The organism is Enterobacter sichuanensis, from assembly GCF_002939185.1.
Lineage (GTDB): Bacteria > Pseudomonadota > Gammaproteobacteria > Enterobacterales > Enterobacteriaceae > Enterobacter > Enterobacter sichuanensis.
In genome coordinates, this window is record NZ_POVL01000009.1 from 17,778 (window position 1) to 41,589 (window position 23,812).

26 protein-coding genes are annotated in these 23,812 nt (G+C 54.8%); 15 read left to right on the forward strand and 11 right to left on the reverse strand.

Going from position 1 to position 23,812, the window contains the following annotated elements; genetic code table 11:
* Nucleotides 1-46 precede the first annotated feature (46 nt).
* From ibaG to mlaF, 6 genes are all read right to left on the reverse strand, one after another.
* A complete protein-coding gene (ibaG, locus tag C5687_RS06180; protein WP_008501458.1) occupies nt 47-301 on the reverse strand; it encodes a BolA family iron metabolism protein IbaG in 255 nt (84 codons plus the stop codon).
* 126 nt (nt 302-427) lie between these two features.
* A complete protein-coding gene (mlaB, locus tag C5687_RS06185; protein ID WP_094919362.1) occupies nt 428-721 on the reverse strand; it encodes a lipid asymmetry maintenance protein MlaB in 294 nt (97 codons plus the stop codon).
* The gene (gene mlaC / locus C5687_RS06190; protein WP_014885387.1) at nt 721-1,356 is read right to left on the reverse strand and encodes a phospholipid-binding protein MlaC; all 636 of its coding nucleotides are present in this window, start codon (nt 1,354-1,356) and stop codon (nt 721-723) included. Before mlaC ends, mlaB begins: the two co-directional genes overlap by 1 nt.
* Before the next feature lie 18 nt (nt 1,357-1,374).
* The gene (mlaD, locus tag C5687_RS06195) at nt 1,375-1,923 is read right to left on the reverse strand and encodes an outer membrane lipid asymmetry maintenance protein MlaD (protein ID WP_047959544.1); all 549 of its coding nucleotides are present in this window, start codon (nt 1,921-1,923) and stop codon (nt 1,375-1,377) included.
* A 4-nt stretch (nt 1,924-1,927) separates the two neighbouring features.
* Nucleotides 1,928-2,710, reverse strand: coding sequence for a lipid asymmetry maintenance ABC transporter permease subunit MlaE (gene mlaE, locus C5687_RS06200; RefSeq protein ID WP_010436044.1), 783 nt, complete (start codon nt 2,708-2,710; stop codon nt 1,928-1,930).
* A gap of 7 nt (nt 2,711-2,717) precedes the next feature.
* Nucleotides 2,718-3,530, reverse strand: coding sequence for a phospholipid ABC transporter ATP-binding protein MlaF (gene mlaF, locus C5687_RS06205; RefSeq protein ID WP_025756698.1), 813 nt, complete (start codon nt 3,528-3,530; stop codon nt 2,718-2,720).
* A 227-nt stretch (nt 3,531-3,757) separates the two neighbouring features.
* On the opposite strand from mlaF, the gene C5687_RS06210 reads away from it, so the two are divergent.
* The 11 genes from C5687_RS06210 to npr all read left to right on the forward strand — a co-directional run bounded on the left by C5687_RS06210 (nt 3,758) and on the right by npr (nt 11,677).
* The gene (locus C5687_RS06210; protein ID WP_045284743.1) at nt 3,758-4,735 is read left to right on the forward strand and encodes a calcium/sodium antiporter; all 978 of its coding nucleotides are present in this window, start codon (nt 3,758-3,760) and stop codon (nt 4,733-4,735) included.
* A 13-nt stretch (nt 4,736-4,748) separates the two neighbouring features.
* The gene (gene kdsD, locus C5687_RS06215; RefSeq protein WP_059385406.1) at nt 4,749-5,735 is read left to right on the forward strand and encodes an arabinose-5-phosphate isomerase KdsD; all 987 of its coding nucleotides are present in this window, start codon (nt 4,749-4,751) and stop codon (nt 5,733-5,735) included.
* 14 nt (nt 5,736-5,749) lie between these two features.
* A complete protein-coding gene (gene kdsC / locus C5687_RS06220; RefSeq protein ID WP_059385405.1) occupies nt 5,750-6,316 on the forward strand; it encodes a 3-deoxy-manno-octulosonate-8-phosphatase KdsC in 567 nt (188 codons plus the stop codon).
* Nucleotides 6,313-6,888 (forward strand): LPS export ABC transporter periplasmic protein LptC, encoded by a 576-nt coding sequence (gene lptC, locus C5687_RS06225; RefSeq protein ID WP_047959546.1) that lies wholly within the window; start codon nt 6,313-6,315, stop codon nt 6,886-6,888. The genes kdsC and lptC overlap by 4 nt, the downstream gene beginning before the upstream one ends.
* Nucleotides 6,857-7,411, forward strand: a complete 555-nt coding sequence (gene lptA / locus C5687_RS06230; RefSeq protein ID WP_025756693.1) for a lipopolysaccharide ABC transporter substrate-binding protein LptA — start codon at nt 6,857-6,859, stop codon at nt 7,409-7,411. The genes lptC and lptA overlap by 32 nt, the downstream gene beginning before the upstream one ends.
* 6 nt (nt 7,412-7,417) lie before the next feature.
* Nucleotides 7,418-8,143, forward strand: a complete 726-nt coding sequence (lptB, locus tag C5687_RS06235; protein WP_025756692.1) for an LPS export ABC transporter ATP-binding protein — start codon at nt 7,418-7,420, stop codon at nt 8,141-8,143.
* Between the two features lie 47 nt (nt 8,144-8,190).
* Entirely contained in the window at nt 8,191-9,624 is a 1,434-nt protein-coding gene (gene rpoN / locus C5687_RS06240; RefSeq protein WP_025756691.1) for an RNA polymerase factor sigma-54, read from the forward strand.
* Between the two features lie 22 nt (nt 9,625-9,646).
* Entirely contained in the window at nt 9,647-9,934 is a 288-nt protein-coding gene (gene hpf / locus C5687_RS06245) for a ribosome hibernation promoting factor (protein ID WP_013098943.1), read from the forward strand.
* Nucleotides 9,935-10,016: 82 nt separating this feature from the next.
* Complete coding sequence (ptsN, locus tag C5687_RS06250) at nt 10,017-10,508, forward strand: PTS IIA-like nitrogen regulatory protein PtsN (RefSeq protein WP_008501443.1); 492 nt, start codon at nt 10,017-10,019, stop codon at nt 10,506-10,508.
* Nucleotides 10,509-10,553: 45 nt separating this feature from the next.
* A complete protein-coding gene (rapZ, locus tag C5687_RS06255; protein ID WP_014885397.1) occupies nt 10,554-11,408 on the forward strand; it encodes an RNase adapter RapZ in 855 nt (284 codons plus the stop codon).
* On the forward strand, nt 11,405-11,677 hold the full coding sequence (npr, locus tag C5687_RS06260; RefSeq protein ID WP_025756690.1) for a PTS phosphocarrier protein NPr: 273 nt from the start codon (nt 11,405-11,407) through the stop codon (nt 11,675-11,677). The genes rapZ and npr overlap by 4 nt, the downstream gene beginning before the upstream one ends.
* 39 nt (nt 11,678-11,716) lie before the next feature.
* On the opposite strand, the gene mtgA is transcribed toward npr, so the two are convergent.
* The 5 genes from mtgA to lptF form a co-directional block, all read right to left on the reverse strand.
* Nucleotides 11,717-12,442 carry a monofunctional biosynthetic peptidoglycan transglycosylase gene (mtgA, locus tag C5687_RS06265; protein WP_095441913.1) on the reverse strand — a complete coding sequence of 242 codons (726 nt, stop codon included), beginning with the start codon at nt 12,440-12,442 and terminating at the stop codon, nt 11,717-11,719.
* Complete coding sequence (gene elbB / locus C5687_RS06270; RefSeq protein WP_025756688.1) at nt 12,439-13,092, reverse strand: isoprenoid biosynthesis glyoxalase ElbB; 654 nt, start codon at nt 13,090-13,092, stop codon at nt 12,439-12,441. Before elbB ends, mtgA begins: the two co-directional genes overlap by 4 nt.
* 221 nt (nt 13,093-13,313) lie before the next feature.
* A complete protein-coding gene (gene arcB / locus C5687_RS06275; RefSeq protein ID WP_104556607.1) occupies nt 13,314-15,659 on the reverse strand; it encodes an aerobic respiration two-component sensor histidine kinase ArcB in 2,346 nt (781 codons plus the stop codon).
* A gap of 135 nt (nt 15,660-15,794) precedes the next feature.
* Nucleotides 15,795-16,877 (reverse strand): LPS export ABC transporter permease LptG, encoded by a 1,083-nt coding sequence (gene lptG, locus C5687_RS06280; RefSeq protein WP_025756686.1) that lies wholly within the window; start codon nt 16,875-16,877, stop codon nt 15,795-15,797.
* Nucleotides 16,877-17,977, reverse strand: coding sequence for an LPS export ABC transporter permease LptF (gene lptF / locus C5687_RS06285; protein WP_045284739.1), 1,101 nt, complete (start codon nt 17,975-17,977; stop codon nt 16,877-16,879). Before lptF ends, lptG begins: the two co-directional genes overlap by 1 nt.
* 266 nt (nt 17,978-18,243) lie before the next feature.
* Here lptF and pepA point away from each other — a divergent pair, with 266 nt between their 5' ends.
* From pepA to C5687_RS06310, 4 genes are all read left to right on the forward strand, one after another.
* On the forward strand, nt 18,244-19,755 hold the full coding sequence (gene pepA / locus C5687_RS06295) for a leucyl aminopeptidase (RefSeq protein WP_104556608.1): 1,512 nt from the start codon (nt 18,244-18,246) through the stop codon (nt 19,753-19,755).
* Nucleotides 19,756-19,838: 83 nt separating this feature from the next.
* Entirely contained in the window at nt 19,839-20,282 is a 444-nt protein-coding gene (holC, locus tag C5687_RS06300; RefSeq protein ID WP_025756683.1) for a DNA polymerase III subunit chi, read from the forward strand.
* A complete protein-coding gene (locus C5687_RS06305) occupies nt 20,282-23,137 on the forward strand; it encodes a valine--tRNA ligase (RefSeq protein WP_025756682.1) in 2,856 nt (951 codons plus the stop codon). The genes holC and C5687_RS06305 overlap by 1 nt, the downstream gene beginning before the upstream one ends.
* Nucleotides 23,138-23,261: 124 nt before the next feature.
* Nucleotides 23,262-23,765, forward strand: coding sequence for a GNAT family N-acetyltransferase (locus C5687_RS06310; protein WP_025756681.1), 504 nt, complete (start codon nt 23,262-23,264; stop codon nt 23,763-23,765).
* Nucleotides 23,766-23,812 lie beyond the last annotated feature (47 nt).

Consider the following 23,812-nt stretch of genomic DNA (forward strand, 5'->3'; position numbering starts at 1 on the left):
TGCTCTCTTATAAATTCAACCGTGCTGCGGGCCTGTCGCCCTCAGCTCAAAAACCGTTTAGTTTGCGATCGCGTGCCCACTCTTGCGGGGTGAACGCTTTAATCGACAGGGCGTGGATGCGGTTATCCGCAATATATTCCATCAGCGGCGCGTACACAGCCTGCTGTTTCTTCACGCGGCTCATGCCGTCGAACATCTCACCCACAGCAATAACCTGGAAGTGACTGCCATCGCCAGTGACGTGGGCTTCCTGAAGGGAGAGTGCATTCATCAGCACTGTCTGGATTTCATGATTTTCCATGGGTTCTTAATCATCTGATAGTGAAAACAAGCCCAACATCTTAGAGCAAAGTGGCGTCGTCTTAAACAAGCAAAAAGCCCCGACGATGAAACTGTCAGGGCTTTCGGAAGTAACGCACTGAAAATATTAACGAGGCAGTACGTCCTGAGGAAGATTGTACAGCTGCGCAAGGGTCACGACATTATCGCTCGCGCCGTGAAGCCTGACGCTCGCCCCCTGCTTTTTCCCCTCGGCAACCAGATGGGCAAGCAGCGCAACACCTGCCGTATCCACCCGGGTGATACCGCTTAAGTCAATCAGCGTCACGCCCTGCATGGCTTCATGGCGTTGGTCCCATAACGGGTTCAGGAGGTCCTGATCCAGTTCGCCGGACAGTTTCAATGTCTCGCCTTCACGCGACCAGCTGAGTTGCTGTGACATTACTTCTTCTCGTCCAGCGTGATTTTCTGACGAGCAATGGACTGCAGCTGTGCAGTCAGGCCATCAATGCCTTTGGTGCGCAGCAGGTCGCTCCACTCGTTCTGCTTGGTCGTGATCATGCTTACCCCTTCGGCAATCATATCATACGCCTGCCAGTGGCCGGTCTGGCTGTTTTTACGCCACTGGAAATCCAGACGAACCGGTGGACGGCCGTTTGGATCGTTGATCGTCACACGGATAGGCACGATGGTCGCATCACCCAGCGGCTGCTCAGGCGCAATCTGGTAGGTCTGGCCGTGATACATCGCCAGCGCCTGACCATAAGCCTGCTTCAGGTATTCACGGAACGCGGCAAAGTAGGCCTCACGCTGCGCAGGGGTCGCGTCTTTGTAATAACGACCCAGCACCAGCGCACCCGCATATTTAATCTGCACATACGGCAGCAATTCCTGGTCAACAACGTCACGCAGGTAATCAGGATTCGCACGAATTTTAGGCTGTTCGTTTTTAAGACGGTCGAAGGTTTTCTTCGCCGCTTCGTCCATCAGTTTGTACGGGTTACTCTGATCCGCAGCATGGGCAGCGGTAAGAGGGGCAATGACCAGCATGGCCACCATTAACAGTCGTTTAAACATGAATGACTTCTCCTGAAATTAATGCGTCGAGCCAGGTGTCGGTGCGACGTCGGTATGATCTTCAGACTGCGCAGGGGCAGCGTCGGATTTTTTCTCATCCCCTTTACTGTTGTAAAGGAACTGACCAATCATATCTTCCAGCACCATTGCGGACTTCGTATCCTGAATAACGCTGCCGTCTTTAAGAATAGTAGTTCCCAGCTCGGGGTCTTCAAAGCCGACGTTAAGCGCCAGATATTGTTCACCCAGCAGACCGGAAGTCCGGATCGACAGGGAACTGGTGTCCGGAATATGGTTGTAACGCTCTTCGATATCCATCGCGACGCGTGGCAGATAGGTTTTCTCATCAAGCGTAATATCTGATACGCGTCCGATCACCACGCCGCCAATACGGACCGGTGAACGGGCCTTCAGCCCACCGATGTTATCGAAGGTGGCATAGATGCGATATGTCGGCTCGGTACGCACGGAGGTGATATCCGCCGCTCTCAGGCAGATAAACAGTGCGGCCAACAGCGCCAGCAGCAGGAACACGCCGACCCAAATTTCATTTTTTTTCGTTTGCATGAACTCAATTCCCAAACATCAGTGCGGTGAGCACAAAATCCAGACCCAGTACGGCCAGCGACGAGTGTACGACTGTACGTGTAGTTGCACGGCTAATGCCTGCCGACGTCGGGATGGCATCGTAACCATTGAACAAGGCAATCCAGGTGACCGTAATGGCGAATACCACGCTTTTAATCAAACAGTTAACCAGATCCATTCGCAGGTCGATGGCATCCTGCATGGCGGACCAGAAGAAACCGGCATCAATGCCTTTCCAGTGAACGCCAACCAGCGAACCGCCCCAGATACCCACGGCGACAAACAGAATAGTCAGTAACGGTAAAGAGATCACCCCAGCCCAGAAACGCGGTGAAATTACGCGACGCAGCGGGTCAACCGCCATCATCTCCATACTGGAGAGCTGCTCAGTCGCACGCATCAGGCCAATTTCAGCCGTTAATGCCGACCCCGCGCGTCCGGCGAACAACAGCGCCGCCACAACCGGCCCCAGTTCACGCAGCAGCGAAAGCGCCACCAGCATCCCGAGACTGGTTTCCGCACTGTAGGTTGTCAGAACGAGGTAGCCCTGCAGCCCCAGCACCATGCCGATAAACAGACCGGACACAATGATGATGAGCATCGACAGCACGCCGACGTTATAGAGTTGCCGCACCAGTAAAGGCGCATGCTTTCGGAACTCCGGCTTGCCGACCAGCGCGTTGAATAACATCAATCCGGCACGCCCGAACGTCCTGATGGTTTTTATGCCACGGTGTCCGAGAGCGGCCAACGCATTTAACAGCATGAGTGGCTTAACTCCCTATTCCCAGTAAATCGTCACGATAGTCGCCCGCCGGGTAGCGGAACGGCACAGGGCCATCGGCAATACCGTCGAGGAACTGTCGCACGCGCGGATCGCAATTTTCCTGCAACGCCTGGGCGCTACCGTGTGCGACGATCTTTTTGTCCGCCACAATATAGGCGTAATCGGCGATGCTCAACACTTCCGGTACATCGTGAGAAACCACAATGCAGGTTACGCCAAGTGCGCTGTTCAGCTCAGAGATGAGCTTCACCAGCACGCCCATCGTGATGGGATCCTGCCCGACGAACGGTTCATCGAACATGATTAAATCCGGTTCTAATGCAATGGCTCGCGCCAGCGCGGCGCGGCGCGCCATCCCGCCGGAGAGTTCCGAAGGCATCAGCTTCGCCGCCCCACGCAAACCGACGGCTTCAAGCTTCATCATCACCGTACTTTTCAGCAACGCCGGCGGCAGGCTGGTGTGTTCGCGAAGTGGATAGGCCACGTTATCAAAGACGTTCATATCGGTGAACAACGCCCCCGACTGAAAGAGCATGCTCATGCGCTTGCGAACGGTATACAGACGCGAGCGCGACATCTCCGGGACATTTTCGCCATCAAAGAGGATTTCACCGCTGTCGGGTGGGATCTGCCCACCGATAAGACGCAGCAGGGTCGTTTTACCGATCCCGGACGGCCCCATGATGGCCGTGATCTTGCCACGCGGTACGGTCAACGAAATATCATCAAATATCAATCTGTTGGCGCGAGAAAAACTCACACCGCGGACATCGACTAAATTCGCCATCGTTTGGCTCATTTATGGTTCCTTTCTTACCCTGCTCACGTTTAGGCATGCAGCCTGGATCAGCCCTAAACTCAGCATTTTTACAGAATAATAGCCGTTGAGGTTAGCGAAAGCTGGCATTTGTTTTACTTTTCCGGCGCATAAAGTCAAAATTAGGAATTCGTTACGCCTCAGACTGTATGCAGTCCAGCCATTCCCGCGCGATGGACCGACGAGTATACCTGAAGAAAGGACTTTTGATGCTTTTAGCAACAGCACTGTTAATAATTGGTTTACTTTTGGTGGTCTACAGTGCTGACCGTTTAGTGTTTGCTGCATCTATCCTGTGTCGCCTGACGGGCGTGCCACCTCTCGTCATCGGGATGACCGTTGTCAGCGTTGGAACATCACTTCCTGAAATCATCGTCTCTGTCTCGGCATCGCTGCATGGCCAGTTAGACCTGGCCGTCGGCACCGCGATTGGCTCTAATATCGTCAATATATTGTTGATTTTAGGGCTGGCGGCACTGCTCCATCCATTTCGCGTGCATTCTGATGTTCTGCGTCGTGAATTGCCGCTAATGTTAATCGTAAGTCTGCTGGCAGGATGCGTATTTTATGATGGCATACTGAGCGTCAGTGACGGCATTTTCTTGCTGGCGCTGGCCGTCATTTGGTTGCTGTATAGTGTTAAGATCGCCCGTCTGGCTGAGAAGCAGGGGCACGATAGCCTCACGCGTGAGCAGGTCGCCGAACTCCCGCGGGAAGGCACGCTCCCCGTTGCCCTGCTCTGGCTTGGCGTGGCGCTGATCATCATGCCGATGGCCACGCGCATGGTCGTAGATAACGCGACGGTCGTGGCGAACTATTTCGCCATCAGTGAACTGACCATTGGCCTGACGGTTATTGCCATCGGTACCAGTCTGCCGGAGCTGGCTACGGCCATCGCCGGGGCGCGAAAAGGGGAGGATGACATTGCCATTGGTAATATCATCGGCTCCAATATTTTTAATATCGCGATAGTAATGGGCCTGCCGGCCCTGATTACGCCGGGGCCCTTTAATCCCCTGGCGTTTTCACGCGATTACGGTGTGATGCTGCTGGTCAGCGTGATATTTGCCCTGCTCTGCTGGCGGCGGCAACGACAGATTGGCAAAGGCGCAGGCGCGCTGTTGACGGGTGGATTTATCGTATGGATGGCGATGCTGTACTGGCTCTCGCCTCTTCTCTCTGGGTAAACGGAAACGCATTATGTCGCAAATAGAATTGCAGCCGGGTTTTGACTTTCAGAAAGCAGGCAAAGACGTTCTGGAGATTGAACGTGAAGGTCTGGCGCAGTTGGATCAGTACATTAATCAGGATTTTAGTCTGGCATGTGAGAAGATATTCTACTGTGCCGGCAAAGTCGTGGTGATGGGGATGGGCAAGTCCGGCCACATTGGACGCAAAATGGCGGCAACGTTTGCCAGTACCGGAACCTCTTCATTCTTTGTCCACCCGGGGGAAGCCGCCCACGGCGATCTGGGTATGGTCACGCCGCAGGATATCGTCATCGCGCTGTCCAACTCCGGTGAGTCCAATGAAATTCTGGCGCTGATCCCGGTACTGAAGCGTCTGCAGGTGCCGCTCATTTGCATGACCAGCCGTCCGGAAAGTAGCATGGCGCGCGCAGCCGATATTCACCTGTGCGTAAAGGTGCCGAAAGAGGCCTGCCCGCTCGGCCTGGCGCCGACCTCCAGCACCACCGCGGCGCTGGTGATGGGTGATGCGCTCGCCGTGGCGCTGCTGGAAGCCCGTGGTTTTACGCCGGAAGATTTCGCCCTTTCCCACCCGGGCGGCGCGCTGGGGCGTAAGCTGCTGCTGCGGGTTAACGATATTATGCACACCGGGGATGAAATCCCCCACGTCAGTAAAGACGCCTCCCTGCGTGATGCGCTGCTGGAAATCACCCGTAAGAATCTGGGTATGACGGTCGTGTGCGACGATCTGATGAAAATTCAGGGGATCTTCACCGATGGCGACCTGCGTCGCGTGTTCGACATGGGTGTGGATGTCCGTACGCTGGGCATTGCCGATGTGATGACACCCGGCGGCATTCGTGTGCGTCCGGGTACGCTGGCAGTGGATGTGCTGAACCTGATGCAGTCCCGTCATATCACCTCCGTCATGGTTGCCGATGGCGACCAGTTGCTGGGTGTGGTACATATGCATGATCTGCTGCGCGCAGGCGTAGTGTAATGAAGGATAAGACAATGAGTAATGCGGGTGCATCCCTTGCAACCTGTTATGGTCCGGTCAGTACCCAGATGATGGCAAAGGCGGAAAACATTCGCCTGCTCATTCTGGATGTGGATGGCGTACTCTCCGATGGCCTGATTTATATGGGTAATAACGGTGAAGAGCTAAAAGCGTTTAACGTTCGCGACGGCTACGGTATCCGCTGTGCGCTGACCTCAGGTATCGAGGTGGCTATCATCACCGGACGGAAAGCTAAACTGGTAGAAGACCGCTGTGAAACCTTAGGCATTACCCATTTGTATCAGGGTCAATCCGATAAGATGGCGGCGTTCAACGATTTACTGGGTAAACTGGCTATCGCACCGGAAAAGGTGGCCTACGTCGGGGACGATCTGATTGACTGGCCAGTAATGGCTGAAGTTGGGCTGAGTATCGCCGTTGCCGATGCGCATCCGCTGCTGATCCCGCGTGCGGACTACGTTACCCACATCAACGGGGGCCGAGGTGCCGTCCGTGAAGTCTGCGATCTGCTCCTGCTGGCGCAGGGCAAGCTTGATGAGGCCAAAGGGCAATCGATATGAGTAAAACCAGACGTTGGGTTATCATTTTGCTTTCGCTTATCGCCCTGGTATTGATTGGCGTGAACCTTGCCGATCGCGACGATACGCAAACGGAAGTGATCAACAATAACGATCCAACCTATAAAAGCGATCACAGCGACACTGTGGTCTACAGCCCGCAAGGCGCGCTGAACTATCGCCTGATTGCCCAGCATGTTGAATATTTTTCAGATGACGGTATTTCGTGGTTTACCCAACCTGTTATGACCACGTTTGATAAGGACAAAGTACCGACGTGGTCAATCAAGTCAGACCGGGCAAAACTGACAAATGACCGTATGCTTTATCTGTATGGCCACGTTGAAGTCAACGCCCTGACCGCTGACTCGCAACTGCGAAAAATTACGACGGATAATGCCCAGATCAACCTGGTGACCCAGGATGTGACGTCGCAGGATCTGGTTACTCTGTATGGCACAACATTTAATTCCAGCGGTTTGAGAATGCGCGGGAACTTACGCAGCAAAAACGCCGAGCTGATTGAAAAGGTTAGAACCTCCTATGAAATTCAAAACAAACAAACTCAGCCTTAAAGTAATTATCGCCAGCGCGATGCTGGCGACCAGTCTCCCCGCGCTTGCTGTAACGGGCGATACCGAGCAGCCGATTCATATCGAGTCCGACACCCAGTCTCTTGATATGCAGGGTAATGTCGTCACCTTCACGGGTAACGTCGTCATGACTCAGGGCACCATCAAAATCAACGCCGACAAGGTGGTTGTTACCCGTCCGGGTGGCGAGCAGGGCAAAGAGATTATCGATGGCTACGGTAATCCGGCGACCTTCTACCAAATGCAGGACAACGGCAAACCGGTGAAAGGCCATGCCACGCATATGCACTATGAGCTGGCGAAGGATCTGGTGATCCTGACCGGAAATGCGTACCTGGAACAGCTGGACAGCAACATTACCGGCGACAAGATTACCTATCTGGTTAAAGAGCAAAAAATGCAGGCCTCCAGCGAGAAAGGCAAACGCGTCACCACCGTACTGGTACCGTCACAGCTGCAGGACAAAGGCAAAGGCCAGGCCCCGGCACAGAAGAAGAGTAACTAATTCGTTATGGCAACATTAACTGCAAAAAATCTCGCGAAGGCCTATAAGGGCCGCCGTGTCGTAGAGGATGTCAGTCTGACCGTTAACTCCGGCGAAATTGTGGGTCTGCTTGGCCCTAACGGTGCGGGTAAAACGACAACCTTCTACATGGTCGTTGGCATTGTGCCGCGCGATGCTGGCAACATTGTCATTGATGATGAAGACATCAGCCTTCTGCCGCTGCATGCACGCGCACGCCGCGGGATCGGCTATTTGCCACAGGAAGCCTCCATTTTCCGTCGCCTTAGCGTTTACGATAACCTGATGGCGGTTCTGCAAATTCGTAACGATCTGACCAGCGAACAGCGTCAGGATCGTGCCAACGAGCTGATGGAAGAGTTCCACATTGAGCATCTGCGCGACAGCCTCGGTCAGGCACTGTCCGGTGGGGAACGCCGACGCGTTGAGATTGCGCGTGCACTGGCCGCAAACCCGAAATTTATCCTTCTGGATGAACCGTTTGCGGGTGTTGATCCGATCTCCGTTATCGACATTAAACGTATCATTGAGCACCTGCGCGACAGCGGGCTTGGCGTGTTGATCACCGACCACAACGTGCGTGAAACGCTGGCCGTGTGTGAACGTGCGTATATTGTGAGCCAGGGTAACCTGATCGCCCACGGTACGCCGCAACAAATCCTCGAAGATGATCATGTTAAGCGCGTCTATCTTGGGGAAGACTTCAGACTCTGATAGGGTAGAGGTAACGTAACGCCGAACCGGAGAAAAATGCTCTGAACATGAAGCAAGGTTTGCAATTAAGGCTCAGCCAACAACTGGCAATGACGCCGCAGCTACAGCAGGCAATTCGCCTGTTGCAACTGTCCACGTTAGAACTTCAGCAGGAACTCCAGCAGGCGCTGGACAGTAACCCCCTGCTGGAACAAACCGATCTTCATGACGAGGTAGATACCCAGCAATCGCAGGATACAGAAGCGCTCGACACCGCGGATGCACTCGAACAAAAAGAGATGCCGGACGAGCTTCCGCTGGATGCCAGCTGGGATGAGATCTACACCGCCGGAACCCCATCCGGAACGCGTGCGGACTACCAGGACGATGAGCTACCGGTCTATCAGGGAGAAACCACCCAGTCGCTTCAGGATTACCTGATGTGGCAGGTGGAACTGACCCCCTTCTCCGACACCGATCGTGCGATTGCCACATCCATTGTCGATGCCGTTGATGACACCGGCTATTTAACCGTCACGCTGGACGACATCCTCGAAAGCATGGGCGACGAAGAGATTGAGCTTGAGGAGGTTGAAGCCGTTCTGAAGCGCATTCAGCGTTTCGATCCGGTAGGCGTGGCCGCAAGAGATCTGCGCGACTGCCTGCTGATCCAGCTTTCTCAGTTCAGCAAAGAGACGCCGTGGCTCGATGAGGCGCGCTTAATCATCAGCGATCATCTGGATCTGTTGGCTAACCACGATTTCCGCACCCTGATGCGCGTCACGCGGCTGAAAGAAGATGTGCTGAAAGAAGCGGTGAATCTCATCCAGTCGCTCGATCCGCGCCCCGGTCAGTCGATCCAGACCAGCGAACCCGAATACGTGATCCCGGATGTGCTGGTCCGAAAACACAATGGCCGCTGGGTCGTTGAACTGAATTCTGACAGCATTCCTCGCCTGCAAATCAACCAGCAGTATGCCTCCATGTGCACCAGCGTGCGTAACGACTCCGACAATCAATATATTCGTAGCAATTTGCAGGAAGCGCGATGGTTGATCAAAAGTCTGGAGAGCCGTAATGATACGCTGCTTCGCGTCAGCCGCTGTATTGTCGAACAGCAGCAGGCGTTCTTTGAGCAGGGCGAAGAGTATATGAAACCGATGGTGCTGGCGGATATCGCTCAGGCCGTCGAGATGCATGAATCAACCATTTCCCGTGTCACCACGCAGAAGTATCTGCACAGTCCACGCGGTATTTTTGAGCTTAAGTATTTCTTCTCCAGCCACGTTAATACCGAGGGTGGCGGCGAAGCGTCGTCAACCGCGATTCGTGCCCTGGTGAAGAAGTTGATCGCCGCGGAGAACCCCGCGAAGCCACTGAGTGACAGTAAGTTAACCACCATGCTGTCCGAACAGGGTATTATGGTGGCACGTCGTACTGTCGCGAAGTATCGAGAGTCTTTATCCATTCCGCCGTCCAACCAGCGTAAACAGCTGGTCTGACACAACCGATAAGGAAGACACTATGCAGCTCAACATCACTGGACAAAACGTCGAAATTACTGAGGCTTTACGCGACTTTGTGAATACGAAGTTTGCAAAACTCGAGCAGTATTTCGAAAGGATCAACCAGGTCTATATTGTGTTGAAAGTGGAGAAAGTGACTCATATCTCGGATGCCACCCTGCATGTTAACGGGGGGGAACTTCATGCCAGTGCGGAAGGGCAAGACATGTACGCGGCTATCGACGGCTTGATTGATAAGCTTGCGCGACAGCTCAATAAACATAAAGATAAACTGAAACAACACTAATTGTCCGGGCAGTTAACGGGTGCAGGACGGCCTGTTGTGAAACACAACAGGCCATTTGTACAGTTAGCGCTTAGGTGAAATTATGATGAACAACGATTCCGCTCTTCAACTGAGCAATGTCCTTAACCAGGAATGTACCCGCAGTGCTGTTCACTGCCAGAGCAAAAAACGTGCGCTGGAGATCATCAGTGAGCTGGCCGCAAAACAGCTGGGCCTGCCGCCACAGGTGGTGTTCGAAGCGATCCTGACCCGTGAAAAAATGGGCAGTACCGGTATCGGCAACGGCATCGCCATCCCGCACGGCAAACTGGAAGAGGATACCCTGCGTGCCGTGGGTGTGTTTGTGCAGCTTGAAACACCCATCGCCTTCGATGCCATTGATAACCAGCCCGTCGATCTTCTCTTCGCGCTGCTGGTGCCTGCCGACCAGACGAAAACCCATCTGCATACGCTGTCGCTGGTCGCCAAACGTCTGGCCGATAAAACCATTTGCCGCCGACTGCGCTCGGCCCAAAGTGATGAAGAGCTCTATCAGATTATCACTGAAGCAGAAGGCAATCAGGATGATGCATAACCAGGAGATGGCCTTCACATCTGTTGTCCTGAGGAGAAACGGAACATGGTGCTGATGATTGTCAGTGGTCGTTCAGGGTCGGGGAAGTCCGTTGCTCTGCGCGCGCTGGAAGACATGGGTTTTTACTGCGTAGATAATCTGCCAGTCGTGTTGCTGCCCGATCTGGCTCGCACGCTTGCGGAAAGACAAACCTCTGCCGCCGTCAGTATCGACGTTCGTAACATGCCTGAATCGCCTGAAATTTTTGAACAAGCAATGAGTAACCTGCCTGATGCGTTTTCGCCTCAGCTGCTGTTCCTTGATGCAGACCGCAATACCCTGATCCGTCGCTACAGCGATACCCGTCGTCTGCACCCGCTTTCCAGCAAGAACCTCTCTCTGGAGAGCGCTATCGACGAAGAGAGCGACCTGCTGGAGCCGCTGCGTTCACGCGCTGACCTGATTGTCGACACCTCTGAGATGTCCGTTCACGAGCTGGCGGAAATGCTGCGTACCCGGTTGCTGGGTAAGCGCGAGCGCGAACTGACGATGGTGTTCGAATCCTTTGGCTTTAAGCACGGGATTCCAATTGATGCGGATTATGTTTTCGACGTGCGCTTCCTGCCGAACCCGCACTGGGATCCGAAACTGCGTCCCATGACCGGTCTGGATAAACCCGTCGCGGCCTTCCTCGACAGGCACACAGAAGTTCACAATTTTATCTACCAGACGCGAAGCTACCTTGAGCTATGGTTACCTATGCTGGAGACAAACAATCGCAGCTACCTGACGGTGGCGATTGGCTGTACCGGCGGTAAACATCGTTCGGTCTACATCGCCGAACAGCTGGCCGACTATTTCCGCTCGCGCGGGAAGAACGTTCAGTCCCGTCATCGCACGCTGGAAAAACGTAAAACATGACCGTAAAACAAACCGTTGAGATCACCAATAAGCTGGGCATGCACGCGCGCCCGGCGATGAAGCTGTTTGAACTGATGCAGGGTTTCGATGCGGAAGTTCTGCTGCGAAATGATGAAGGTACCGAAGCGGAAGCAAACAGCGTGATTGCGCTGCTGATGCTGGACTCCGCCAAAGGCCGCCAGATTGAAGTTGAAGCTACCGGCCCTCAGGAAGAGGAAGCGCTGGCGGCGGTGGTTGCGCTGTTTAACGCTGGTTTTGACGAAGACTAACGCCTCATTTTCTGGCGGGTGGCGCTGCGCTTACCCGCCTTACATCAGCTGATTACGCTGCATAAACCCTTCCCCACCCAGCTGACGCATCTGACGCAGAATCCACGCCTGACGGCTTCGCACGTACCCTGACGGGGCACTGGCTTTAAAGCGGATAGGGTTAGGTAACACCGCGGCCAATAACGCCGCTTCAGACATACTCAACCGGCTGGCCGGTTTATTAAAATAGCGTTGTGCAGCCGCTTCCACGCCAAATACCCCATCGCCAAACTCAGCGATATTCAGGTAGACGGTCAGAATGCGCTTTTTACTCCAGACCGTTTCCATGCCCAGCGTCAGCCCCGCTTCCAGCCCTTTTCGTACCCAGCTGCGGCCGTCCCATAAAAACAGATTCTTTGCCGTCTGCTGTGACAGAGTTGATGCGCCGCGCACGCGGTTTTCGTGGCGTTCATTATGGGCCAGCGCCTTCTCTATGGCCGCGACGTCGAACCCCCAGTGTTCCGGGAATTTCTGATCCTCCGCCGCAATCACGGCCAGCCCCATAAAGGGCGAGATGTCGTCCATGCTCACCCAATCAGAATGCGCGACATAGCTGAAATCACCGGTAAACCATGCGCCGAGCTGACGTTCAACCATCACGGCAGAAAATGGCACGGGCAGAATGCTGAACAGGGCGAGTCCCCCGCCCCAGAAGACCGCCAGCACAAGAACGATGCGCAACAGGGTGCGCTTCACCCATGCGCCAGCACCGGATGGACGACTCATTCAGCCAGCACCAGCACTCTGGCCACCAGCTTCTCAATACCCGTGGCCGCTTCTGCAATATTCTGCGCCAGCATATACGCAGGCGTGGTGACGATCTTATTGTCTTCGTCCACCACAATGTCATCCACCGGACAAGGCACGTGCTCGCCGCCCATATCTTCAATGACTTCCGCGGTATCAATATCCGTCCCGATGGTCAGGCGCAGCGGGAAATCAAAAATGTTAGGCAGCATGGCGGGGGCGATGCAGATAAAGCCCAGCGGTTTTCCCGCCGCGTGCATAGCCTGCGACAGCGTTTTTAGATGCGGATCGATCTGACACTCCGCCCCCTGGGTGGCAAACGTACTGAGATTTTTGGCCGCGCCAAACCCACCGGGCACAATTAGCGCATCAAGCTCTGTGGCGTCTGCCTGAATAAGAGGGTGAATATTTCCGCGGGCAATACGCGCGGCCTCAACCAGTACGTTACGGGTTTCCGCCATTGGCTCACCCGTGAGATGGTTAATCACATCCGCCTGATTTTTGTCCGGCGCAAAACAAATCACCTCTGCACCCTGTTTTGCCAGGGCCAGCAGCGTAATGACGGCTTCATGTATTTCAGAGCCATCGTAAACACCGCATCCACTCAGCACGACACCAATCTTTTTCATCATGAGGATCCTTTTCTGCAACTTGCTGAAGCACATTAATAATTTTGATTAAAACGCTATGCTTCACACATTTCACTGATTCATGTAACAAACCATTTAAGATTTGCTATCTTATCTGCGTGCGGCCTAAATTTTTCAGGCGGCGCCGATTCGAAAAATACTTGAAAAAACAGGCGCAGCCACAATTTCCCTGGTGTTGGCGCAGTATTCGCGCACCCCGGTTAAGCCGGGGTCATTTTTTTTCTGGTATCGACCCAGGCTTTAAGCACCGCAACATCGTTTTGCCACTCTTGTTTCATCTCTTCAACCCAATCACCCACGTTATCTTCCCATGCAGGTAAATCAGGCGACTGAATCTGTTGACCCAGCTGCTGCAGGTGGCGCAGGCCGACCGAGCCGGCCGCACCTTTGATTTTATGTCCTTCTTCCACGATGCCCTTCTGGTCGCGCGCGGTCAGGTTGGACTCCAGCACACTCAGATAGCCTGGCATCATTTTTTCGAACACCGCCAGACCGTCGGTAATCAGTTTCGGGCCAACCAGATCGATATACTGCTCCAGCATCGCGGTATCGAGTATCGTTTGGGCTTTTGCGCTATCAACAGACGTCATGGTGCTCTCCTCTTCATCATGGGTATCCCAGAACTTCTTGATCATAGCGGTCAAAGCAGGCACCGCCAGCGGCTTGCTGAGCACATCGTCCATACCGGCATCGAGATACTCTTTTTTATCTTTCAGTACGTTCGCCGTCAGCGCAACCAGCGGCGGCAGCTCATCGGCCGCGTACTGACGCGTCAGCTCACGGGAGATATCAAGCCCGGTCATATCCGGCAGTTGAATATCCAGCAGAACGAGGTCGTATTCACCCGGTTTAAACATCTCCAGCGCGGCTTTGCCCGTCATCGCGACATCCACGCTGTTGCCCAGTTTTTCCAGCACCGAGCGCGCCACAATCACGTTCAGCTCGATGTCTTCCACCAGCAGGACATGCAGCGCAGGCAGCGGCATATCGTCGTCTTCAAAGGTATCCTCAACCTCTTCCGCCACCGCCGGAGCATGCACCGTCAGGGTGAACGTCGAGCCTTTGCCCGGCTGACTGGCAACGGTGATATCCCCGCCCATGCTCTTCGCCAGCCGTTTCGACACCGCCAGGCCAATGCCCGTACCGGTAGCCGGTTTCCCGCCGTTGCTGTCTTTCACCTGGTAGTACATGGCAAAGATTTTGTCCTGCTCCTCCTGCGGAATACCAATCCCGGAATCCTCAACCTCAAAGTGCAGCATGTCACCGTCGTCATAGCGGACACGCACGGCCACCTGCCCCTTCTGGGTAAACTTTACCGCGTTGCTGATCAGGTTCCACAGGATCTGACGCAGACGCGTACCGTCAGTCACCACTTTATGCGGCAGCGGCAGGGTTGGCTCCATGACAAAGCTCAGTCCCTTCTGCTGCGCCTGCAGGCCGGACAGGTTTTCCAGATCCGCAAGGAAGCTGGTGAAATCAACCGGCTGATTATCAAGCTGAACTTTTCGGCGCTCCATTTTATCCATATCAATAATATCGTTGAAGATATTCCCCAGCGTGACCGCCGAGACATGGATAGTTTTGAGGTATTTTTCCTGCTCCGCGGTCAGGTCGGTATCCAGCAGAAAGCGGCTCAACCCGACGATACCATTCAGCGGCGTACGCAATTCGTGGCTAATGGTAGAGATAAAGGTGGTCTTATCGCGGCTGGCACGCTCCAGGGCATCCTGATAGCGCTTACGCTCGGTAATGTCGCGGCCAAAGCCCATCAAGCCGTGGCGTTTCCCCACGCGGTCATAGTAGGGGACCTTACGGATCTCAAAGCAGGCTTTGCGTCCGTCCGGATAATCCAGCCACTGTTCATAGGTCAGCGAGACATTGTGACGGAACACTTTTTCGTCCGTTTCCATAACCTTGGCGGCCGCCTCTTCAGAGTAAACGTCCTGCGGCTTCAGGTGGATAAGCTGCTTCTCGCTTTTCCCGGTGAGCAGCTCCATAGCGCGGTTACAGCCGGAAAACTCTTTATCTTCATTGCGGTAGAACACCAGATCCGGCGACGCGTCCAGAAACGAACGCAGGAAAGAGGATTGCTGTTCAAGCTGGATCTGCGTGACCTCACGCTCTTTCATTTCGATTTTCAGCTGCTCAAGCGTGGCCTGACGCTCGGCTTCCGCCTTCTCACGATCCGAAATCTCCTGATTGAGCTGCGCAATGTTGTCTTTGAGCTGAACGTTAAGCTTCAGGTCGCGCTCGCGCATCTCTTCCAGTTTATCGACCAGTTTTGACAAACGCTGACGGGACTCTTCCAGTTGTTCAACTACCACAGACAGGAAATAGACCGCCCAGGGAGTAATCAGCAAGCCAAAGAAGATAGAGCGGATGACGTCGATACTCTCGACCTGACCATGCAGAACCATGGTGACGGCCATTTGCACGACGATGGCCAGAACGACCAGCGCCAGCGCAAGCAGCATGGAGAAACGCACCAGCCCAAGCTTCATCATCAGGTCGACGTAATACTGGGCAAGCATTCGAATTTGCTTCATAGAGGATCCCTTCACGACTTTATCGCTCAATAATACTCAAATTCGCGGCGGGACGTTGAAGGTTGTGAGAAAAAGTGCGGGGTGAAACAGGAGATTAGCCTCGCTCCCGGGTAACCGGAAGCGAGGAGAGGTCAATCAGGAGCGTTTAAGCAACAGCCAGAGGCTGATCAGGAGGAAACTGGCGCTTGGCAGCAGCGCGCCAATAATTGGCGGAATGCCATACACCAGCGTCAATGGACCGAAGATCTGATCGAGCACGTAGAACACAAAGCCGAAGCTGATACCGGTGACAACGCGCACCCCCATCGGCACACTGCGCAGCGGGCCGAAGATAAACGACAGCGCCATCAGCATCATCACCGCCACGGACATCGGCTGGAAGATTTTGCTCCACATGTTGAGCTGATAACGTCCCGCATCCTGGCCGCTCGACTTCAGGTATTTCACATAGTTGTGTAAACCGCTGATGGAAAGCGCGTCAGGATCCAGCGCCACGACCCCGAGCTTATCGGGCGTGAGGTTGGTCTTCCACGTACCAGACACCGTCTGAGAACCGGTGATCTGTTTCGGATCTCTCAGGTCAGACTCATCAACCTGCGACAAACGCCACTGCTTATGTTCAGGGTCAAACTTCGCCGAAGAGGCGTGTTTAACTGACTGCAAGCGGCGCTGGTCATTGAAGGCGTAGATGCTCACACCGCCTAACTCATCATCGCCTTTTACGCGTTCGATGTAGACGAAGCTGTTGCCATCTTTCGCCCATAACCCTTGCTGAGTGGAAAGCAGAGAACCACCGTACATCGCCTGAGCGCGGTAGTTACGCGCCATCTGTTCACCCTGCGGCGCAACCCACTCACCGATCGCCATGGTCAACAGCACCAGCGGGATCGCGGTTTTCATTACCGACAACGCAACCTGCATACGGGTAAAACCCGATGCCTGCATAACCACCAGTTCACTGCGCTGCGCCAGCATCCCCAGCCCCAGCAGCGCACCCAGCAGCGCCGCCATCGGGAAGAAGATCTGCACATCTTTCGGCACGCTGAGCAAGGTATACATTCCCGCGCCGAGCGCGTCATAACTTCCCTGCCCGGCTTTTTTCAGCTGGTCGACAAATTTGATAATGCCGGAGAGCGACACCAGCATGAACAACGTCATCATGATGGTGGTAAAAATGGTTTTACCGATATAGCGATCAAGAACGCCAAACGCCTGCATTAGATGGCTCCTTTACGCGAGAATCGGGCACGTATGCGGCGCACAGGCACCGTATCCCACAGGTTTAATCCCAGCGCCAGTAAGATATACAAGCTGTTCACGAACCATGTCCAGACCATAGGGTCCAGCTTACCCTTCGCGCCGTTGGAACGAATCGAGGTTTGCAGCAGGAAGTAGATCAGGTAAAGCAGCATCGCTGGCAGCATCGAGAGCACGCGTCCCTGACGCGGGTTCACCACGCTCAGCGGAACAACAATCAGCGCCATCATAAATACGGTAAATACGAGAGTAATACGCCAGTGGAACTCCGCACGCGCTCTGTTGGTATCGGTATTCCACAGGGTACGCATATCCATCTGCTCGGTATCGGTTGGATCGAGCGCCACCGTCTGATGGCCGATGATAGCCTGATAGTTCTGGAAATCCGTAATACGGAAGTCACGCAGCATCGCGGTCCCTTCGAAACGGGTACCTTTGTCCAGCGTCACGATCTGAGAACCGTCTTTGCGCTGAGCAAGTTGCCCGGAGTCGGCAATGACCACTGACGGACGCGCGTTACCTTTCGTACGCAGCTGCGCCAGGAAGACGTCGTTAAACTTGCTGCCGTCAACGCTCTCAATAAAGAGCACGGAGTTCCCGTCGGTCGCCTGCTGGAATTGCCCCTGGGCTAACGCCGCCATGCCGGGGTTGGCTTTCGCTTCGGCCAGCACTTCGTCCTGATGACGGGAAGACAAGGGGCCCGCCCACATTACATTCACCGCCGCAACAATTCCCGTGAACAGCGCCAGTATCATGGCCGCTTTCACCAGTACCGCTTTGCTCAGGCCACAGGCATGCATCACCGTGATTTCACTCTCGGTGTAGAGCTTCCCAAGGGTCATGAGCAGACCAAGGAAAAGACTTAGCGGCAGGATAAGCTGCGCCATTTCCGGGATCCCTAAACCAAGCAGGGAAAGCACCAGATTCGTTGGAATTTCGCCGTCAACAGCCGCACCGAGGATCTTAACCAGCTTCTGACAGAAAAAAATCAGCAGCAGGATGAAGAGGATCGCCAGCTGGCTTTTGAGCGTCTCCCGCACCAGATATCTTATGATTATCACTTTAAATACGCCCGTAAAAACCCGTCTCTTTGCAGGAATTTCGCTTGTTTCATGGCTTAAACGTCATTTATTCTCTTGAGTCGTCGAAATCATCGCTAAGATTAAAACATCCGGCGGATTCACGCTTCAGGACTTTTTCTGACGTGTCGAAACCGTAGTAACGTAAGATTAACACGAAGTCACCACAACAGCGGACATGAGTTACGAAAGGTTTCAATTCTATCCGTAGCCGCCGCCGTTGTCTTTAAGATTCAGGAGCGTAGTGCATGGAGTTCAGTGTAAAAAGCGGTAGCCCGGAGAAACAGCGGAGTGCCTGCATCGTTGTGGGCGTCTTTGAACCGCGCCGACTCTCCCCGATCGCCGAACAACTCGATAAAATCAGTGAGGGCTATATTAGCGCCCTGCTGCGCCGTGGCGAACTGGAAGGCAAACCAGGGCAGACGCTGTTACTGCATCATGTTCCAAACGTCCTGTCCGAACGCATTCTGCTGATTGGCTGCGGCAAAGAACGCGAGCTGGATGAGCGTCAGTATAAGCAGGTGATTCAGAAAACGATTAATACGCTGAATGACACCGGTTCAATGGAAGCCGTCTGTTTCCTGACGGAGCTGCATGTCAAAGGGCGTAACACCTACTGGAAAGTCCGTCAGGCGGTCGAAACGGCAAAAGAGAGCCTGTACAGCTTCGATCAACTGAAGACCAATAAAAGCGAGCCGCGTCGCCCGCTGCGTAAAATGGTCTTTAACGTGCCAACCCGTCGCGAACTGACCAGCGGCGAGCGCGCCATTCAGCACGGTCTGGCCATTGCTGCCGGCATTAAAGCGGCCAAAGACCTCGGCAACATGCCGCCGAACATCTGTAACGCCGCATACCTGGCCTCTCAGGCGCGTCAGCTGGCCGATGCCTACAGCAAGAATGTCATTACCCGCGTCATTGGCGAACAGCAGATGAAAGAGCTGGGAATGCACTCTTATCTGGCGGTGGGTAACGGCTCGCAGAATGAGTCGCTGATGTCGGTCATTGAGTACAAGGGCAATCCGTCCGAAGATGCGCGCCCTATCGTGCTCGTCGGTAAAGGCCTGACCTTCGACTCCGGCGGTATCTCCATCAAGCCGGCCGAAGGCATGGATGAGATGAAGTACGACATGTGCGGCGCGGCGGCGGTGTATGGCGTGATGCGCATGGTGGCGGAGCTTCAGCTGCCTGTTAACGTTATTGGCGTACTGGCGGGCTGCGAAAACATGCCTGGCGGTCGTGCCTATCGTCCGGGTGACGTCCTGACCACCATGTCCGGACAGACGGTTGAAGTGCTGAACACCGACGCCGAAGGCCGTCTGGTGCTGTGTGACGTGCTGACCTATGTGGAACGCTTCGAGCCGGAAGCGGTGATTGACGTCGCTACGCTCACCGGCGCCTGTGTGATTGCGCTGGGCCATCACATCACCGGTCTGATGTCGAACCACAATCCGCTGGCGCATGAGCTTATTAGTGCCTCGGAGCAGGCCGGCGACCGCGCATGGCGTCTGCCGCTGGGTGATGAGTATCAGGATCAGCTGGAGTCTAACTTCGCGGACATGGCGAACATCGGCGGACGTCCTGGTGGTGCTATCACTGCAGGCTGTTTCCTGGCACGCTTTACCCGCAAGTACAACTGGGCGCACCTGGATATCGCGGGCACCGCATGGCGCTCCGGTAAGGCCAAAGGCGCAACCGGTCGTCCGGTGGCGTTACTGTCGCAGTTCCTGCTGAACCGCGCGGGTTTTAACGGCGACGAGTAAGTCATCACGGCAGCAAACTGTAGGCCGGGTAAGCGTAGCGCCACCCGGCTTTGCCTTTGAATCCAAAACAAGAACCCCCATATATGAAGAATGCAACGTTCTACCTTCTGGACAACGACACCCATCAGGATGGCCTGAGCGCCGTCGAACAGCTGGTGTGTGAAATTGCCGCAGAACGTTGGCGCGCAGGTAAACGTGTGCTGATTGCCTGTGAAGATGAACAGCAGGCGATTCGACTTGATGAAGCGCTGTGGGCGCGCCCGCCGGAGAGCTTTGTACCGCATAACCTGTCAGGCGAAGGCCCACGCGGCGGCGCACCGGTTGAAATTGCCTGGCCGCAAAAGCGCAGCAGCAGCGCACGCGATATTCTGATTAGCCTGCGGATAGATTTTGCAGATTTTGCCACCGCTTTCACAGAAGTGGTAGACTTTGTCCCTTACGAAGAATCTTTGAAACAACTGGCGCGCGAACGCTATAAAGCGTACCGCCTGGCTGGTTTTAACCTGAATACGGCAACCTGGAAATAATGGAAAAGACATATAACCCACGCGATATCGAACAGCCGCTTTACGAGCACTGGGAACAGCAGGGCTATTTCAAGCCTAACGGCGACGAAAGCAAAGAGTCCTTCTGCATCATGATCCCGCCGCCGAACGTCACCGGCAGTTTGCATATGGGTCATGCTTTCCAGCAGACCATCATGGACACCATGATCCGCTACCAGCGTATGCAGGGTAAAAACACCCTGTGGCAGGCGGGGACTGACCACGCGGGTATCGCGACCCAGATGGTGGTTGAGCGTAAAATTGCCGCTGAAGAAGGGAAAACTCGCCACGACTACGGTCGCGACGCCTTCATCGACAAAATCTGGCAGTGGAAAGCAGAATCTGGCGGCACCATTACCCGTCAGATGCGCCGTCTCGGCAACTCCGTTGACTGGGAGCGCGAGCGTTTCACCATGGACGAAGGCCTGTCCAACGCCGTGAAAGAAGTTTTCGTCCGCCTCTACAAAGAAGACCTGATTTACCGTGGCAAACGCCTGGTAAACTGGGACCCGAAACTGCGCACCGCCATCTCTGACCTGGAAGTGGAAAACCGCGAGTCCAAGGGCTCCATGTGGCACATCCGCTATCCGCTGGCCGACGGCGCTAAAACCGCAGACGGTAAAGATTACCTGGTGGTCGCGACCACCCGTCCGGAAACCCTGCTGGGCGATACCGGCGTGGCCGTTAACCCGGAAGATCCGCGTTATAAAGATCTGATCGGTAAATTCGTGGTGCTGCCGCTGGTGAACCGCCGTATTCCGATTGTGGGCGACGAACACGCCGATATGGAAAAAGGCACCGGCTGCGTGAAAATCACCCCGGCGCACGACTTCAACGACTATGAAGTGGGCCGTCGTCACGCCCTGCCGATGATCAACATTCTGACCTTCGACGGTGATATCCGTGAAAGCGCAGAAGTGTATGACACCAAAGGCAACGAATCTGACGTTTACTCAAGCGACATTCCGGCTGAGTTCCAGAAGCTGGAACGTTTTGCGGCGCGTAAAGCGATCGTGGCTGCCGTTGACGCGCTCGGCCTGCTGGAAGAGATCAAACCTCACGATCTGACCGTGCCGTACGGCGACCGTGGCGGCGTGGTTATCGAGCCAATGCTGACCGATCAGTGGTACGTGCGTGCCGACGTGCTGGCGAAACCGGCTGTTGAAGCGGTTGAGAACGGCAGCATCCAGTTCGTGCCGAAGCAGTACGAAAACATGTACTTCTCCTGGATGCGTGACATTCAGGACTGGTGTATCTCCCGTCAGCTGTGGTGGGGTCACCGTATCCCGGCGTGGTACGACAACGAAGGCAACGTCTACGTAGGACGTAGCGAAGATGAAGTGCGTCAGGAAAACAACCTGAGTGCAGACGTTGCCCTGCGCCAGGACGAAGACGTGTTGGATACCTGGTTCTCCTCCGCACTGTGGACCTTCTCCACACTCGGCTGGCCGGAGAACACCGACGCGCTGCGTCAGTTCCACCCAACCAGCGTGATGGTGTCCGGCTTCGACATCATCTTCTTCTGGATTGCCCGCATGATCATGATGACCATGCACTTCATCAAAGACGAAGACGGCAAGCCGCAGGTTCCGTTCCATACCGTCTACATGACCGGTCTTATCCGTGATGATGAAGGCCAGAAGATGTCCAAGTCCAAGGGTAACGTCATTGACCCACTGGATATGGTTGACGGTATCTCTCTGGAAGAGCTGCTGGAAAAACGCACCGGCAACATGATGCAGCCACAGCTGGCAGAGAAAATCCGCAAGCGTACCGAGAAGCAGTTCCCGAACGGGATTGAGGCTCACGGTACCGACGCCCTGCGTTTCACCCTGGCGGCGCTGGCCTCTACCGGTCGCGACATCAACTGGGACATGAAGCGTCTGGAAGGTTACCGTAACTTCTGTAACAAGCTGTGGAACGCCAGCCGCTTCGTACTGATGAACACCGAAGATCAGGATTGCGGCTTCAACGGCGGCGAGATGACCCTGTCTCTGGCAGACCGCTGGATCCTGGCGGAATTCAACCAGACGGTGAAAGCGTTCCGCGAGGCGCTGGACAGCTTCCGCTTCGATATCGCGGCGGGCATTCTGTACGAATTCACCTGGAACCAGTTCTGTGACTGGTACCTGGAACTGGCGAAGCCGGTCATGAACGGCGGCACTGAGGCTGAACTGCGCGGTACGCGTAATACGCTGATTACCGTCCTGGAAGGTCTGCTGCGCCTGGCGCATCCGGTCATTCCATTCATCACCGAAACCATCTGGCAGCGCGTGAAGGTGATTGCAGGCATCAATGCCGACACCATCATGCTGCAGCCGTTCCCGGAATTCGATGCGGCGAAAGTTGATGACGCGGCATCTGCAGATACCGAGTGGCTGAAGCAGGCGATCGTAGCGGTACGTAACATCCGTGCTGAAATGAACATCGCCCCGGGCAAACCACTGGAGTTGCTGCTGCGCGGCTGCAGCGAGGCGGCGGTTCGTCGTGTCAACGAGAACAACACCTTCCTGAAAACCATGGCGCGCCTGGAAAGCATCACCGTGCTGCCTGCTGATGACAAAGGTCCGGTCTCCGTGACCAAAATCATCGACGGCGCCGAGCTGCTGATCCCGATGGCAGGCCTTATCGACAAAGATGCTGAGCTGGCGCGTCTGGCGAAAGAAGTGGCGAAAGTCGACGTGGAAATCGGCAAGATCGAAAGCAAACTGGCGAACGAAGGCTTTGTTGCCCGTGCGCCGGAAGCGGTCATCGCGAAAGAGCGTGAGCGTCTGGTGGCTTTCGCCGATGCGAAGACCAAGCTGATTGAGCAGCAGGCGGTTATCGCAGCCCTGTAATGCTATTACCCCCTTACGCTTCAGGGCGTAAGGGGTATCCTTCCTGAAAACTCCTCGCTTGCACTCCCCTTTCCGCGGTGCTATTAACAGCAAATGTGTGTCAATTTTTGTAATGAGTAATGCTATGAGCGTGATCACTCCCGTCGCGACGACGATGCGTCGGATCGCTGTGCAGGACAACCCGGCTATCGCCGCCGTCATCCGCACGGTTTCTGCCGAATATGGCCTGACGGCCGATAAAGGCTACACGGTTGCCGACCCGAATCTGGACGAACTGTTTCAGCTGTACAGCCAGCCGGGGCATGCTTACTGGGTCATCGAGCAGAACGGCCAGGTCGTCGGCGGCGGCGGCGTAGCGCCCCTCAGCTGCAGCGAGCCGGATATCTGCGAACTGCAAAAAATGTATTTTCTGCCGTCCGTTCGCGGACAAGGCCTGGCGAAAAAGCTGGCGCTGCTTGCCCTGGACCACGCGCGCAAACAGGGTTTTACCCGCTGTTACCTCGAAACAACCGCCTTCCTCAAAGAGGCCATCGGCCTGTATGAACATCTGGGCTTTGAGCATATTGATGCACCGCTGGGCTGCACCGGGCATGTCGATTGCGAAGTCAGGATGTTGAAAACGCTGTAAACCTTTTTGCTGCCCTCTTCTGTTAAACGGTGGTTAACTGAATGCTC